We start from the raw sequence: 14284 nt of genomic DNA, 5'->3' as shown, positions 1-14284 counted from the left end.
GGAAGTCATGACATTCGAAAAGTGGAACGCGAGGTGGATGAAATGAAGAACGACATCACAGCTGTTTCGGAGCGTCTCGATAGGACGGTTCATTGCATCAGCGTACCCACTGGACTGCCGGTCGGAGCTGTTAATGCATATCTCATCAAACAGGACGGGCAGGCAGTTCTATTGGACTGCGGACCGAATCGCAAGGAGTCGGAAACAGCACTAATCCAAGGATTAAGAACTCAGGGAGTTTACCATTATGGCGATTTGTCGGCGCTGATATTGACTCATGGGCATGTCGATCACGTTGGATTGGCGGGGAAAATTCAGTCCGAAGGAGTTCCTGTGTACAGTCATCCTGATGTTGCTTACTGGGTGGACGCCGCACTGCAGGGAGACCGATATCGCATGGACTTTTATCAGGCGTTGTATACCTTGTGTGACATGCCAGAGCATTTGCAGCAGAAAGCCATGAGCGAGTTTTTATTTTTGCAACAATTGAACGACCAGTCGGTAGTTAATGGCTCATTGATAGATGGCGACCGACCCGATTGTTTACCGACGATGAATGTTGTAGAAGTTCCAGGACATGCACAGGCAGCCATTGGGCTTTGGGAGGAAGCCACTGGTACTTTCTTCGGAGGAGACCAGTTGATTGGGCGCATCTCATCGAACGCTCTCGTCGAACCCGAACTTGGAGCTGCCTCAGGGGCGCAAGCAAAACGCACTCGAAGTCTCCTTGACTATCGCAACAACTTGCGCCGGTTACTGGAGCTTCCGATAAACGTCGTATTGGCCGGACACGGTTCACCCGTCGAGCATCCGCACGACCTCATCAAACAACGTCTGTTGGACCAAGAACGCAGACGCGACAAAGTTTGGGAGTTGGTGAGAACGTCACCTGGAGAAAGTGCTTGGTTTTATACTGCTCAGTACTTTCCGCATCGAATGGACCAACCGTCGCTCATCCTGTCGGAGATATTAGGATTTCTCGACTGGCTGGAAGCAGACGGGGCCATATGTTCCAAGACCGTGGATGGAGTTCTGCGATTCTTCATCGAGTAGTTGTCTATATTTTCCGGCTGCGGCGCGAGAAATAACGTTCTGTCATTCGTTCTCGCGCCACTCTGGTTGACCATCCACGTAGAATTCTTTTTTCCAAATAGGAACTTCCTTCTTTAATCGCTCAATCAAAGTGCGTGCTGCCAAAAATGCTGCGTCCCGGTGCGGAGAAGCAGCCGCACAAATGACGGCAATATCGGTCAGTTCTAGGCGGCCCAAGCGATGCCACATCAAAGTGCGCACTCCTGGATAATCCGCCTCCACTTGCCTTTGCAAATCTTGCATTTGTTGAATAGCCATGGAGCGGTACGCTTCGTACGTCAAATGAGACGTTTGCTTTTCTCCCGTCCACTCCCGCACTGTCCCGCAAAAGAGCACCGTTCCGCCCCAGTTTGGGTGGATGAGTGCGTCATACGCACGTTGCACCGAGAGCTCCTTTTCCGTGAGAACGCAGTAGACGTTGTCCGTCGACTCTGCATCTAAGGAGTCCGTGCAGCCGCCGCCGACAGGCGGAAGAACGGCAACTTCCGCATGGATGGACAGCATGTCATCTTCACTGACAATTTGTTGATTTACAGCAAACACACATTTGGGAAGAATACTTCTCATACCGGGAAAATGCTCTGCCAGAACAGAACGAAGTGTGGCAATACTTGTAACGTCCGGCAGAGACACAACAACCTCGTCTTGGCCCACGGCTTCCTTCAAGTTTGCAAACAATTTTACGCGGACATCCATGACTCCGCCTCCCATCCTATGACGCGGCTGTTCAGTGAGTCTCGCCACAATTTGTAGTATGCTGTTTCTGCACCGTGGACGCAATCACTGAAAGCACGAGGTGCAAGAGACGCCCTGTATTTTAACATGTCGCACAACCCATCGCGAAGTTCATGGCCCATGATGACCGCGAAAGACAGTGCATCATGTTACATTCTACTTTTAAATTGTGCTTTTACATTGTACATAGAAGGAGACGAATTCTTTGAATCAAAACGGCGACACGTCAGTCAATCAAGGTCAACTTACCCATTTTGATGAACACGGCCGGGCAACGATGGTCGATATATCCAACAAAGAGGTGACTTACCGCGTTGCGACTGCGCGTGTGCTGATTGACATGTTGCAGAGTACTCGCGAGCAAGTAGAACAGAGATTGCTTAAAAAAGGGGATGTTTTGCTAGTCGCCGAATTAGCCGCCTCGATGGGAGCCAAAAAAACGCCGGATCTCATTCCACTGTGCCATCCGATACCTTTGACCAGTGTTCAGGTTGCGCATCATTTTCTCGACAGACAAGGCGAACGTGCGACACTCGAATTTCAGGTGACTGTTTCGGCACACTATCGAACTGGTATTGAAATGGAGGCGTTGACTGCGTGTTCGGTCGCCGCTTTGACGGTCTATGACATGTGCAAGGCGATTGACCGAGGTATGGTCATTCGAGATTTGCAGGTAGTACACAAGTCTGGTGGAAAAAGCGGCACCTTTAACGTGCCTATGGCATCGACCGACTGACGAGGAGGTATGTGATGAACCTGATTCTCATTGGAGCGGGTAAAGGCGGAGCCAAGGTACTCCATACACTGGCAGACTACCGAGAAGTTTCTATTGCTTGCGTGGTAGACATCGATGGGTCAGCGCCAGGCATCGCAGTGGCCAAGGAGAAAGGGATCCCAGTTGCAAACGATATCGACGCTGCCTTGCAGGTTGTTCGTTCTCAGATTGATGTCATTTTGGAGGTGACTGGAGACACTGCGGTCTACATGAGCCTGTTGCGCCGATTTCCTGTGGAGCCGATTGTCGTTCCGGCGTCTGCGTTAAAGTTCTTTCTCCTTCTTATGGGAGAAAAAGAGCGGTTGATTGGAGCAGCAAGGACACGTCAGCGAGATCTGCAGCGGATTTTGGACGCTACCCATGATGGCATGATTGGTATCGACTTAGGGACGCGTGTCACCTTCTGCAATGCGGCAGCTTCCAGACTGCTCGGCACACCAGAGCATGAAATTCGAGGCCGTAAGTCGACGAATTGGATTCCGGATGAAACGGTACGGCCTGTTCTCTCTGGGCATGACGGTCGCGTTTTGCAAATGACCTCCGACACGGGGACAGACTTAGTCGTGCACTGCCTGCCAATCGATGATGAAAATGGGAGTCGCATTGGAGCTATGGTCGTTCTTCGAGATGTCACGGAAGTTCGGCGATTGGCTGAAGAAGTCACCAATTTAAGGGAACTGCAACAGTGGCTTGAAGCGGTTATTCAAAGTACACAGGATGCCATTTCGGTCGTTGACAAGAATGGGATGGGACTTCTCATCAATCCGGCTTACACAAGATTGACGGGACTGTCCCCTGAAGAGGTCATCGGCCATCCGGCAGAAGTGGACATAGCGGAGGGCGAAAGTATGCACCTTCAAGTCCTGCGTACGGGCAAACCCGTTAAGAGCGTGCCTCTTAAGGTTGGTTTGCAGCGTCGCGAAGTGATTGTCGATGTTGCTCCGATTTGGGTAGAGGGGGAGTTGCGCGGTGCCGTTGGCGTGATTCACGACATTTCGGAGATTGCCCGGTTGAATGCTGAATTGAACAAGGCGAATCGACTCCTTCGCTCATTGTCTGCACGGTACAGTTTTGCTGACATTGTCGGTGGTAGCCAGTCGATGGTCGTCGCCATTGAACAAGCCAAACGCGCGGCGGCTACGCCAGCGACAGTTTTGCTGCGCGGAGAGTCGGGAACGGGGAAAGAATTGTTCGCGCACGCCATTCATCAGGAGAGTGACCGCGCTGGAAAACCTTTTTTGCGCGTCAACTGTGCCTCTCTCGGCGAGGGTTTACTCGAAGTTGAGTTGTTTGGTCAGGAACCAAGCACTTGGGAAATGAGTGCGCAAAAGCGCGTCGGATTGATGGAAGATGCATCCGGCGGTACGTTGTTTTTGGACGAAATTGGAGAGTTGAGCTTGGCTACGCAAGCCAAATTGCTTCGCGCCATTCAAGAGAGGGAGATTGTCCGGGTCGGCGGAAGTCGACCGGTGCCAGTGGATGTGCGTTTCATCTGTGCAACGCACGTGAATTTAGAACAGGCGGTGGCTCGTGGCACCTTTCGCGAGGATTTATACTATCGTCTGAATGTCATACCTATCTTTATTCCACCGCTGCGATACCGCAAAGAAGACTTGGCGCAGTTGGCGATAGCCATTGTTTCGCGCCATAATCAAACTTATGGTCGAAACGTCACAGAGGTTGATCCCGATGCAATTGCTGCCCTTTCACGATGGGACTGGCCTGGTAACGTCCGAGAATTGGAGAATGTGTTAGGACGGGCCATGATGGCGGTCGGATATGCGGAGACGAAACTTCGTGCGCATCATCTTCCGCCGCTCGGATTTCCGAATTTGGAGCAGACAACGACGGCCGAGGCGTTGCCGTCCATGCTCCCATTACATGGAACGCTTGCAGATAGAATGAAATCCATAGAAAAGCTTCTCATTCAGCAAACGCTCTCGGAGACGGGCGGAAATAAGACGGAGACTGCGAGGAGACTCGGCATTTCGGTGCGGTCGTTATACTACAAAATGGGTAGTGACGGACCGTGACTCAAAGTTTATATGAAAACGCTTGCTTGCAATATTTTGCACGGTGCGCAAAAAACTTCACACTGTTCTCTGGGAGAAAATACTGCGTTTTCTGTCTTTGGTAGTGGTCGTTTCAATTCGACTATACTCGGAAGTACGGTAGCGCTTTCTTCTCCGATAGCGAACTACGTAGATTCCTATGAGAAAGACGGGGGGACTATTAAATGGAATTATTTGATTATCTATCGGAATATGACTATGAGCAAGTGATATATTGTCACGACAAAGCGTCTGGTCTCAAGGCGATTATTGCCATTCATGACACGACGTTAGGCCCAGCTCTTGGAGGATGCCGGATGTGGCCATATGCTTCTGAAGAAGAGGCACTTCTGGATGCGCTTCGACTCTCTCGCGGAATGACATACAAGGCAGCCGCAGCCGGGCTCAACCTGGGTGGCGGTAAGACGGTAGTGATCGGAGACGCGAAGAAAGATAAAAGTGAAGCGTTGTTCCGCTCCCTCGGACGATATATCCAAAGCCTCGGCGGGCGTTATATCACGGCAGAAGATGTGGGCACCACGGTGTCTGATATGGACATGATTCATACGGAAACCACCTTTGTCACCGGCGTGTCGAAGGCCTATGGTTCCGGTGGTAATCCTAGTCCGATGACTGCTTTTGGCGTGTTTCGTGGGATGCAGGCCACTGCCAAAGTTGCACTTGGAAGCGACGACTTGAGCGGTAAGACGGTCGCCATTCAGGGCTTGGGTAGTGTGGGTTATGCCTTGGCGCAACAAATTCATGATGCCGGTGGCAAGCTGGTGGTGACCGACATTAATCCAGACGCGGTGATGCGCGCGAAGGAAGAATTCGGGGCTGAGGCAGTCGGCATTCAAGAGATATTTGATGTACGCTGCGATATTCTCGCTCCCTGTGCGCTAGGCGCAGTTTTGAACGACCAGACTCTGCCTAAATTGAAGTGCAAGGCGATTGCCGGTTCCGCAAACAATCAGTTGGGAGAAGCTCGGCATGGTGACTGGCTTCATAGCCATGGGATTCTCTACGCCCCCGATTACGTCATTAACTCTGGCGGACTTATTAATGTGGCGGATGAATTAGAAGGATATCAGGCTGACCGAGCGATGAAGAAAGTGGACAATATTTACAATATCATGCTCGAATTGTACGCTGTTTCAGAGCGTGAAAGTATCCCATCCTATGCGGCCGCCGACCACATGGCGGAGGAACGTATACAATTGATGCAACAAGTTCGTAGCACATTCGTTCAGGGAAGTCGCACGGTACTTCAGAAATAGCATCGCTTTACAGAGATAGGCCCTGTCGGTCTAAGAGAAAGGAGGCGCTAAGATGCCGGAAACAGAATTGGACTTGGTTGTATTGGGTGGTGGCACTGGTGGATATGTTGCTGCCATTCGGGCCTCGCAACTGGGCTTACGGGTGGCGGTGGTGGAGAAAGACAAGCTGGGAGGCACGTGTCTCCACAGGGGATGTATTCCCAGTAAAGCCTTGTTACGCAGTGCGGAATTGATGGCACAGATGAAAGAGTCTGCAGATTTTGGCATTGAAGTGACGGGCTTGGAATTTCAACTCACGACGGCCATGGCACGAAAGGAAAAGGTCGTCGCGCAGTTGCACCGTGGTGTTGAATTCCTCATGAAAAAACATGAGATACGCGTGATTCGAGGTATTGGTCGAGTTATGGGGCCGTCCATTTTTTCTCCACAGTCAGGAGCCGTTTCCGTCGAATATTCGGATGGGGAAACGGAAATTTTGTCTCCGCGGTTCACATTAATTGCGACTGGCTCTAAGCCTAATACGTTGCCCGGTCTGACCCTCGACGGAGTGCGGGTGGTTTCTTCTGACGATGCACTAGAATGGGCGGAATTACCATCGTCGCTTGCGATTATCGGCGGTGGTGCTATTGGCATTGAGTGGGCTTCGATGCTCTCCGACTTCGGAGTGGATGTGACGGTGCTGGAATTTATGCCGCGCATTTTGCCGCTTGAAGATGAGGAGATTAGCCGTGAGGTCCATCGTGCACTCAGTTCACGAGGTGTACACGTGGTGACCGGGGCCAAGGTACTCCCGGAGCAAATGCGGACTTCGGAGGTTGTTACTCTGGCCTATGAACAAAACGGTCAGACGGTGGAATTGAGTGTCGACAAAGTCTTGGTTGCCGTAGGAAGAACACCGGTTGTAGAGAACATCGGAATTGAAGCGACCGAGATCAAGCTCGAACGCGGCGCTATTCAGGTGGACACTGATTACCGAACTGCTGAGGAAAATATTTTTGCCATCGGCGATGTCATCGGCGGTATCCAATTAGCACATGTAGCAGCGCATGAAGGCATTCATGCCGTCGAAGTGATGAGCGGAAGAAGTCCTCGACCGCTCCTTTCGGAACACATCCCCCGCTGTACATACAGTCGGCCGGAGGTAGCCTCGATTGGATGGACGGAAGCCGAAGCGACCAAACGAGGTCACCGCGTCAAAGTGGGCAAGTTTCCCTTTCAGGCGATTGGCAAAGCGCTTGTTCACGGCGATGGTTCGGGATTCGCAAAAGTGGTTGCAGATGCAGAAACAGAAGACATTCTTGGCGTCCATCTGGTGGGACCCCATGCGACGGACCTTATTTCTGAGGCGAGCTTGGCGATGGTCTTAAACGCCACGCCGTGGGAGATTGCTCACACCATTCATCCTCATCCTACATTGGCGGAAGTTCTCGGCGAAGCTGCTTTGGCAGTCGATGGCCGCGCAATTCACGCCTGAACTTTCGTTGGCGAGTTGATTTGAACTTTTGTCTGAAGGAGGAGAGACAGATTGTCCAGTGAACTACCGCGACATCGAGAAGTTGGTTTGACGGACGAAGACGTTCTGGCAATGTATGAAAAGATGTTGCTCGCGCGGACCGTGGACGAGCGAATGTGGGTCTTGAATCGGGCTGGGAAAATTCCTTTTGTCATATCGTGTCAAGGCCAGGAAGCAGCGCAGGCAGGTGCAGGATTTGCGTTAGACCCCGCGATGGACCTGATTGCTCCCTACTATCGGGACCTTTGTTTGGTTCTTATTTACGGACACAGTGCGCGCGATGAGCTGCTGTCGGCATTCGCCAAAGCAGAAGACCCGAATAGTGGTGGGCGTCAAATGCCGGGCCATTTTGGAGACCGCCAGCGCAACATTCTCACAGGCAGCAGCCCCGTGGGAACGCAGATTCCTCACGCCGTCGGCATGGCTTTGGCTAGTAAAATGCGCGGAGAAAAGTCTGTGTCTCTGGTCTCCTTCGGAGAAGGTACAAGCAATCAAGGAGACTTTCATGAAGCTGCTAATTTTGCCGGAATTCACAAGCTTCCAGTGATCTTCTTTTGCGAAAATAATCAGTACGCGATATCTATTCCAGTAAAAAAGCAAATTGCTTGCGAGAATGTGGCCGATCGCGCTGCATCCTACGGATTTCCTGGTGTCGTTGTCGATGGAATGGACGCCGTTGAAGTCTATGCCGTGGTCAAGGCGGCGGTGGAACGAGCCCGACGCGGAGAGGGACCGACCTTGGTCGAGGCGAAGACATATCGCCTTGTTCCTCATTCCAGTGACGACGATGACAGGTCCTATCGCTCCCGAGAAGAAGTTGCCGAAGCCAGAAGAGGCGAGCCTATTGAGAGAATGCGCAGCTATCTTACGTCGGTTGGATTGATGGATGAGACCAAAGATGCGGAGTTGCGCGCGAAAATTTTGGCACAGGTCAATGAAGCAACAGAGTATGCAGACAAGGCGGCTCCTCCAGACGTCTCGACGCTCATGAAACACGTCTTTGCGGAAGGGGGGACTGAGACTAATGGCCGTTCGACAATTCATTGAAGCGATTCACGACGCATTGGCAGAAGAGATGAAGCGCGACGACCGCGTGTTTGTTCTTGGTGAAGATGTGGGAGTCCGAGGTGGAGTTTTCCGAGTAACAGCAGGCTTGATTGAGCAATTTGGAGAAGAGCGAGTTTTGGACACACCGCTCGCAGAATCGGCGATCGTTGGGGTGTCCATTGGTGCCGCCGCGCGAGGATTGCGGCCGGTAGCAGAAATTCAGTTTGCCGACTTCATCATGCCTGCTGTCAATCAAATTCTGTCGGAAGCAGCGCGTATGCGGTACCGGTCAAACGGGGATTGGTCTTGTCCCATCGTGATTCGAGCGCCGTTTGGCGGCGGCGTGCACGGCGCGTTGTATCATTCGCAAAGCGTCGAGACTCTGTTCACCCATTTTCCGGGACTGAAAGTCGTCGTGCCCTCGTCTCCTGCAGATGCCAAGGGCCTGCTGGTGTCTGCCATCCGTGACCCAGACCCTGTGCTGTTTTTTGAACATAAACGTCTCTATCGGCTCATCAAAGAAGAAATTCCTGAAGGAGAGTACAGTGTGCCCATCGGGTCCGCGAAGGTTCGCCGTGAAGGGGATGACGTGACAGTGATCGCCTACGGACTCGCCGTGCAATTTGCATTAGAGGCTGCTGCAAAACTTTCTGAAGAGGGAATTAGCACCCACGTACTCGATTTGCGTACCTTGCGACCTTTGGACGAACATGCGATTTGGGAGTCCGCGAGAAAGACTGGTAAGGTGCTCGTCGTGCACGAAGATAATAAAGTCTGCGGAGTGGGTGCGGAAGTGTCAGCAACCATCGCCGAACACTGTCTCTTTGACCTTGATGCACCCATTCAGCGACTCTGTGGGCCAGAAGTCCCAGCCATGCCGTTTTCCTCAGTGTTGGAAAAAGAGTACATGCTCTCGGCCGACAAAATCGCAAACGCGATTCGAACGTTGGCTCGTTACTAAACAGTTTTGCAAGGAGGTGATGGTCGATGGATATCAAAATGCCGCAATTGGGAGAAAGCGTAACCGAAGGCACCATTGGACGTTGGCTGAAACAAGTGGGAGATCCGGTGGCGAAATACGAACCATTGGCGGAAGTTGTGACCGATAAGGTGACGGCAGAGGTGCCTTCCGATGTCTCCGGAATCGTCGCGGAATTGCTGGTGGCTGAGGGCGACACGGTTGCCGTCGGCACGCTCATCTGCCGAGTGCAGGAAGCAGGTTCTGTGCCTTCTGAAAGTCTTAAGGAGGAAGCAGCGGATTCGCCTAAGAGCGTGTCCGCTACGACGGCAGAGGTGCCAGCCGAATCGAAGCCGCCGATGCCCGATAAATCTATGCGCGGGCGCTATTCTCCTGCAGTACTTCGATTAGCAGAAGAACATGATCTCGATTTGAACGAAGTCAGCGGATCGGGAGAAGGGGGACGCATTACGCGCAAGGACGTTCTTGCGCATATCGCGAATCCACCCCAGTCCACCTCATCCGTGGCATCATCGAGCCCTGTTGACGAGACGGTGGCAGCGCCAACAGACACAGAGTCAAAGCCAGCGGAGCGACTTTCACATACAGCGCCGAGTGGCGATTTTGAGGTAGTGAAACCATCTCCGATTCGGCGGACGATTGCCAAGAGGATGGTGGAAAGCAAACGTAATGCTCCTCACGCCTGGACCATGGTGGAGGCTGATGTCACCGGGTTGGCAACCTACCGCGACGCTCACAAGAGCAACTTCGAGCGTACTGAAGGTATCAAGTTGACGTTTCTTCCTTTCTTTATCAAAGTCATCGCGGAGTCTCTGAAGAAGTTCCCCATGCTTAATTCAGCGTGGGTCGGCGACGAGATTCGAGTGATGAAACATGTTCATCTGTCGATTGCCATTGCTACAGACGACGTTCTCGTCGTACCCGTCATCCATGATGCTGACCGGCTCAGTGTACGTGGTATCGCTCATGAGTTGAATCGCTTGGCGAGCGATGCGCGCACTGGCAAACTGACGGTGCAAGATATGGAGGGTGGCACGTTCACCGTGAACAATACTGGGGCATTTGGTTCTATCTTGTCTCAACCAATCCTCAATGCGCCGCAAGCGGCCATTCTTTCCGTGGAGTCCGTCGTCAAGCGCCCTGTGGTCGTGCAGGACATGTTGGCTATTCGGAGCATGGTGAATCTTTGCTTGTCTCTAGATCACCGTGTACTCGATGGATGGGTGGCGGGCCAATTTTTGAAGGAAGTTAAACATCGTCTTGAAACCACGGTAGACTGGTCTCAGTACTAGCATAGTCGAACACACCCGGTCGCTTGGACGTTGGAGCGGCTGGGCTTTTGAATTTATGGTTCAAACGGCTAAACTATGTACAGAGGGGCGTGAGAGGTGACATGGTGAAGTCACAATTTGCGGAGAAGCAGGCGGAAAAGGCGCGTATCATGCGCGAGCAAGCACTGTCACGGCCAGAGTGGCTTAAAATTAAACTCAATACGGGCGAAGAGTATCAAGAACTCAAACAACTGATGCGCTCTAAGTCGTTGCACACCGTTTGTGAAGAGGCAAAGTGCCCCAACATATATGAATGTTGGCAAAATCGGACTGCGACGTTTATGATTTTGGGAGAAACCTGTACGCGTGCCTGCAGGTTCTGTGCGGTTCATACTGGGCGTCCCACTGAGTTGGACTTGGCTGAACCCGAGCATGTAGCCGAGGCTGTAGAGCAGATGAACTTGCAGCATGTGGTCGTCACTTCCGTTGCACGCGATGATTTGAAAGACGGCGGTTCCTCAATTTTTGCCGCTACTATTGAGGCGATTCGCAAACGTGTACCAAGTTGCGGGGTAGAAGTCTTGATACCGGACTTCCAGGGCGACTGGAATGCGTTGAAAGTGGTGTTGGATGCTTCACCGGATATTCTCAATCACAACGTGGAGACTGTGCGGCGCCTGTCCGACAAGGTCCGGTCACGCGCCAAGTATGAGCGAACACTGGCGCTGTTGGAGAAGTCTAAGCAACTCCGGCCGGACATTCGAACCAAATCCAGCCTAATGGTTGGAGTAGGAGAAGACATCGATGAAATTTTAGAAACGATGGACGACCTCCGTTCTGTTCACGTGGATATTTTGACGATTGGACAATATCTGCAGCCAACCAAACGCCACTTGTTAGTGGAGAAATTTTACACTCCAACCGAATTTCTGCGCCTGCGTGGAGAAGGGCTTTCCAGGGGATTCGCACATGTTGAGTCTGGTCCGATGGTTCGAAGTTCTTACCACGCTCACGAACAGGTCTTGAGAGCAGATGGGCTGCCTCTGCAGTCGGCACAGTCGTCGATTTGACAGGGTGGCAGAGTGCATCGTTCTGGCGAAGAGGCTTGGGACAAGATGGGGGATTTCGCCGCAGATCGCATAGAGTCGAATATGGGGTGGTTAGATGCCAGAAGAATTTTCTGAACATGTGCGCTTTGTGGCGCTGAATCGCATGAACTACCGAAAGGCGTTGCAGATTCAGCAACAACGCGCAGAGTCGCTGTTGGCGGAGCAGGACGACTTGCAGACGGTCTACACTGTGGAGCATCCGCGGACCATCACGATTGGCCGGAACGGGTCGTCCGAACATATTTTGGCCTCGCCCAGCGATTTGAACGCGAGAGGCTTCGATGTGTTAGAGGTCGACCGCGGCGGAGATGTCACTTACCATGGTCCGGGACAGTTGGTTGTGTATCCCATTTTGCATTTGGGACCATTCGGAAACGACGTGGCGAAGTATGTTCGAAACCTAGAAGAAATGGTCATTCGCGCTCTCTCGGAAGTCGGAATTGTTGCCACACGGAATGAGGATTATCCAGGAGTCTGGGTTGGAGATGGGAAAATTTGCGCGGTCGGGGCGCGTATGAAGCGCCGCCCATCGGGTGAATTTGTCTCCTCGCATGGCATCGCACTCAATGTGACCACCAATCTAGAGGATTTTAAAACCATTGTGCCCTGTGGAATAACGGATCGAAGCGTGACGTCTGTGGCAAACGAATTGGGCACGGATGCGTCTTACGACGAGTGGGAAGAACGTCTCTACCGTCGCTTCGCAGAAGTGTTTGACGTCGCTGTTGAACGCGTTCCGAGCGACGCTTTGGAGGGAAGCTCACTGTGACGATGCGAGACGACTATGAGCGCTGGTTGGATTCAACGGAAGCCCAGGTAGCAAAACGCCCAGAACGCCAGACCGAATTTCGCACGACGTCGGAGATACCCGTAGAGCGTCTATATCTTCCAGAGCACGGAGTCGCAGACGATGAGTATGCGACAAAGCTCGGCCTTCCGGGTGAATTTCCGTATACGCGGGGCATACAGCCAACTATGTACCGCACGCGTTTTTGGACCATGCGGCAATATGCTGGCTTTGGCTCCGCCGAGGAGACGAATGCTCGCTTCCGCTACTTATTGGAACAAGGTCAAACTGGTCTGAGCACCGCGTTTGACCTTCCGACGCAAATTGGCTACGATGCGGACCATCCCTTTTCTAAAGGAGAAGTCGGGAAGGTCGGTGTGTCTATTTCTTCGCGTCTCGACATGGAATTGTTACTGCGGGACATTCCACTTGCCGATGTGAGTACGTCCATGACCATCAATGCACCTGCCTCCGTCCTGCTGGCGATGTACCTCGTGGTGGCCGAGAGTACTGGCGTTCCATGGAGCAAGTTGTCGGGGACCATTCAAAATGACATTTTGAAGGAGTATGTGGCTCGAGGGACTTACATTTATCCACCTAAGCCTTCGATGCGATTGATTACGGACATTTTTTCTTACTGCGCGTCCGAGGTCCCTAATTGGAACACGATTTCCATTTCCGGATACCATATACGCGAAGCGGGATCGACTGCGGTACAAGAAATTGCATTCACGCTGTCGAATGCCATCGCTTACGTTCAGGCAGCATTGGATAAAGGATTGAAAATTGACGACTTTGCGCCGAGGCTTTCCTTTTTCTTTAATGCCCATAACGATTTCTTTGAAGAAATTGCCAAGTTTCGGGCGGCTCGTCGCATGTGGGCGCACATCATGAAAGAGCGGTTTGGAGCGAAAAACCCAAAATCGCTGCAACTGCGATTCCATACCCAAACAGGGGGTAGCACCCTCACCGCTCAACAGCCTGACAACAATGTGGTGCGTGTCACAGTCCAGGCGCTGGCCGCGGTCCTGGGAGGAACGCAGAGCTTACATACCAATAGTCGCGACGAGGCACTGGCCTTGCCGACCGAGTCTTCGGCGCGAATTGCGCTACGCACTCAGCAGATTCTGGCATATGAGAATCATGTTGGAGATACGGTCGATCCGCTGGGAGGGAGTTACTTCCTGGAGTCGCTCACGAGTGATCTTGAAGCTCGGGCAACACAATACATTGAACACATTGATGCACTCGGCGGTGCGGTGGCGGCCATTGAACAGGGGTATATGCAAAAGGAGATTCATCATGCCGCTTATCGTACGCAATTAGAGATTGAGAATGGAACGCAGACAGTCGTCGGAGTGAACAAGTTCACGAGCGAAGAAGAGGAGGCGCCGGAGATTCTTCGCGTCAATCCTGAACTTGGTCGCATTCAGACAGAGCGTTTGGCGAAACTTCGCGGGGAGAGGGCGGTGGAACCTTGGCGCCAGTCGCTGGATGAGCTCCACAGAGCGGCTACTGCTACGGACAACCTGATGCCGTTCATCGTGCAAGCGGTTCGCAATTACGCGACGGTCGGAGAAATCTGTGACACACTGCGCGATGTTTTTGGCGAATATCGTCCCCCGCTTTATTGACTGGGAAACGCGAA

12 protein-coding genes are annotated in these 14284 nt (G+C 52.3%); 11 read left to right on the top strand and 1 reads right to left on the bottom strand.

Going from position 1 to position 14284, the window contains the following annotated elements; genetic code table 11:
* Positions 1-42 precede the first annotated feature (42 nt).
* Complete coding sequence (locus M4I36_RS02200) at positions 43-1053, top strand: MBL fold metallo-hydrolase (protein WP_258110005.1); 1011 nt, start codon at positions 43-45, stop codon at positions 1051-1053.
* A 42-nt stretch (positions 1054-1095) separates the two neighbouring features.
* Here the strand turns inward: M4I36_RS02200 and M4I36_RS02195 are convergent, their stop codons facing one another.
* Positions 1096-1788 (bottom strand): molybdenum cofactor biosynthesis protein, encoded by a 693-nt coding sequence (locus tag M4I36_RS02195; RefSeq protein ID WP_258110004.1) that lies wholly within the window; start codon positions 1786-1788, stop codon positions 1096-1098.
* A 244-nt stretch (positions 1789-2032) separates the two neighbouring features.
* Between M4I36_RS02195 and moaC the strand changes: the two genes are divergently transcribed.
* The 10 genes from moaC to M4I36_RS02145 all read left to right on the top strand — a co-directional run bounded on the left by moaC (position 2033) and on the right by M4I36_RS02145 (position 14270).
* Positions 2033-2563 (top strand): cyclic pyranopterin monophosphate synthase MoaC, encoded by a 531-nt coding sequence (gene moaC / locus M4I36_RS02190; protein ID WP_258110003.1) that lies wholly within the window; start codon positions 2033-2035, stop codon positions 2561-2563.
* 14 nt (positions 2564-2577) lie between these two features.
* Complete coding sequence (locus M4I36_RS02185; protein ID WP_258110001.1) at positions 2578-4635, top strand: sigma 54-interacting transcriptional regulator; 2058 nt, start codon at positions 2578-2580, stop codon at positions 4633-4635.
* A gap of 203 nt (positions 4636-4838) precedes the next feature.
* Positions 4839-5930, top strand: coding sequence for a Glu/Leu/Phe/Val dehydrogenase dimerization domain-containing protein (locus tag M4I36_RS02180; protein ID WP_258110000.1), 1092 nt, complete (start codon positions 4839-4841; stop codon positions 5928-5930).
* Between the two features lie 52 nt (positions 5931-5982).
* Positions 5983-7404 carry a dihydrolipoyl dehydrogenase gene (lpdA, locus tag M4I36_RS02175; RefSeq protein ID WP_258109999.1) on the top strand — a complete coding sequence of 474 codons (1422 nt, stop codon included), beginning with the start codon at positions 5983-5985 and terminating at the stop codon, positions 7402-7404.
* A 111-nt stretch (positions 7405-7515) separates the two neighbouring features.
* Complete coding sequence (locus M4I36_RS02170) at positions 7516-8490, top strand: thiamine pyrophosphate-dependent dehydrogenase E1 component subunit alpha (RefSeq protein ID WP_258110072.1); 975 nt, start codon at positions 7516-7518, stop codon at positions 8488-8490.
* Entirely contained in the window at positions 8468-9451 is a 984-nt protein-coding gene (locus M4I36_RS02165; RefSeq protein ID WP_258109998.1) for an alpha-ketoacid dehydrogenase subunit beta, read from the top strand. The genes M4I36_RS02170 and M4I36_RS02165 overlap by 23 nt, the downstream gene beginning before the upstream one ends.
* A 26-nt stretch (positions 9452-9477) precedes the next feature.
* Positions 9478-10761, top strand: coding sequence for a dihydrolipoamide acetyltransferase family protein (locus M4I36_RS02160; protein ID WP_258109996.1), 1284 nt, complete (start codon positions 9478-9480; stop codon positions 10759-10761).
* A gap of 101 nt (positions 10762-10862) precedes the next feature.
* A complete protein-coding gene (lipA, locus tag M4I36_RS02155) occupies positions 10863-11810 on the top strand; it encodes a lipoyl synthase (protein WP_258109994.1) in 948 nt (315 codons plus the stop codon).
* A 94-nt stretch (positions 11811-11904) separates the two neighbouring features.
* On the top strand, positions 11905-12618 hold the full coding sequence (gene lipB, locus M4I36_RS02150; protein ID WP_258109992.1) for a lipoyl(octanoyl) transferase LipB: 714 nt from the start codon (positions 11905-11907) through the stop codon (positions 12616-12618).
* A 2-nt stretch (positions 12619-12620) separates the two neighbouring features.
* Positions 12621-14270, top strand: a complete 1650-nt coding sequence (locus M4I36_RS02145) for an acyl-CoA mutase large subunit family protein (RefSeq protein WP_258110071.1) — start codon at positions 12621-12623, stop codon at positions 14268-14270.
* The last annotated feature ends 14 nt before the right edge of the window (positions 14271-14284 follow it).

The organism is Alicyclobacillus sp. SP_1, assembly GCF_024706985.1.
Classification (GTDB): Bacteria; Bacillota; Bacilli; order Alicyclobacillales; family Alicyclobacillaceae; genus Alicyclobacillus_I.
This window is presented reverse-complemented; position numbering and strand designations above follow the sequence as displayed.

Bases quoted from the DNA above. Each gene is read 5' to 3' on its own strand.
- M4I36_RS02145 (WP_258110071.1), top strand. From the start codon at position 12,621: ATGCGAGACGACTATGAGCGCTGGTTGGATTCAACGGAAGCCCAGGTA.
- M4I36_RS02160 (WP_258109996.1), top strand. From the start codon at position 9,478: ATGGATATCAAAATGCCGCAATTGGGAGAAAGCGTAACCGAAGGCACC.
- M4I36_RS02200 (WP_258110005.1), top strand. From the start codon at position 43: ATGAAGAACGACATCACAGCTGTTTCGGAGCGTCTCGATAGGACGGTT.
- lipA (WP_258109994.1), top strand. From the start codon at position 10,863: ATGGTGAAGTCACAATTTGCGGAGAAGCAGGCGGAAAAGGCGCGTATC.
- lpdA (WP_258109999.1), top strand. From the start codon at position 5,983: ATGCCGGAAACAGAATTGGACTTGGTTGTATTGGGTGGTGGCACTGGT.
- M4I36_RS02185 (WP_258110001.1), top strand. From the start codon at position 2,578: ATGAACCTGATTCTCATTGGAGCGGGTAAAGGCGGAGCCAAGGTACTC.
- M4I36_RS02195 (WP_258110004.1), bottom strand. From the start codon at position 1,788: ATGGATGTCCGCGTAAAATTGTTTGCAAACTTGAAGGAAGCCGTGGGC.
- M4I36_RS02180 (WP_258110000.1), top strand. From the start codon at position 4,839: ATGGAATTATTTGATTATCTATCGGAATATGACTATGAGCAAGTGATA.
- M4I36_RS02165 (WP_258109998.1), top strand. From the start codon at position 8,468: ATGGCCGTTCGACAATTCATTGAAGCGATTCACGACGCATTGGCAGAA.
- lipB (WP_258109992.1), top strand. From the start codon at position 11,905: ATGCCAGAAGAATTTTCTGAACATGTGCGCTTTGTGGCGCTGAATCGC.
- M4I36_RS02170 (WP_258110072.1), top strand. From the start codon at position 7,516: ATGTATGAAAAGATGTTGCTCGCGCGGACCGTGGACGAGCGAATGTGG.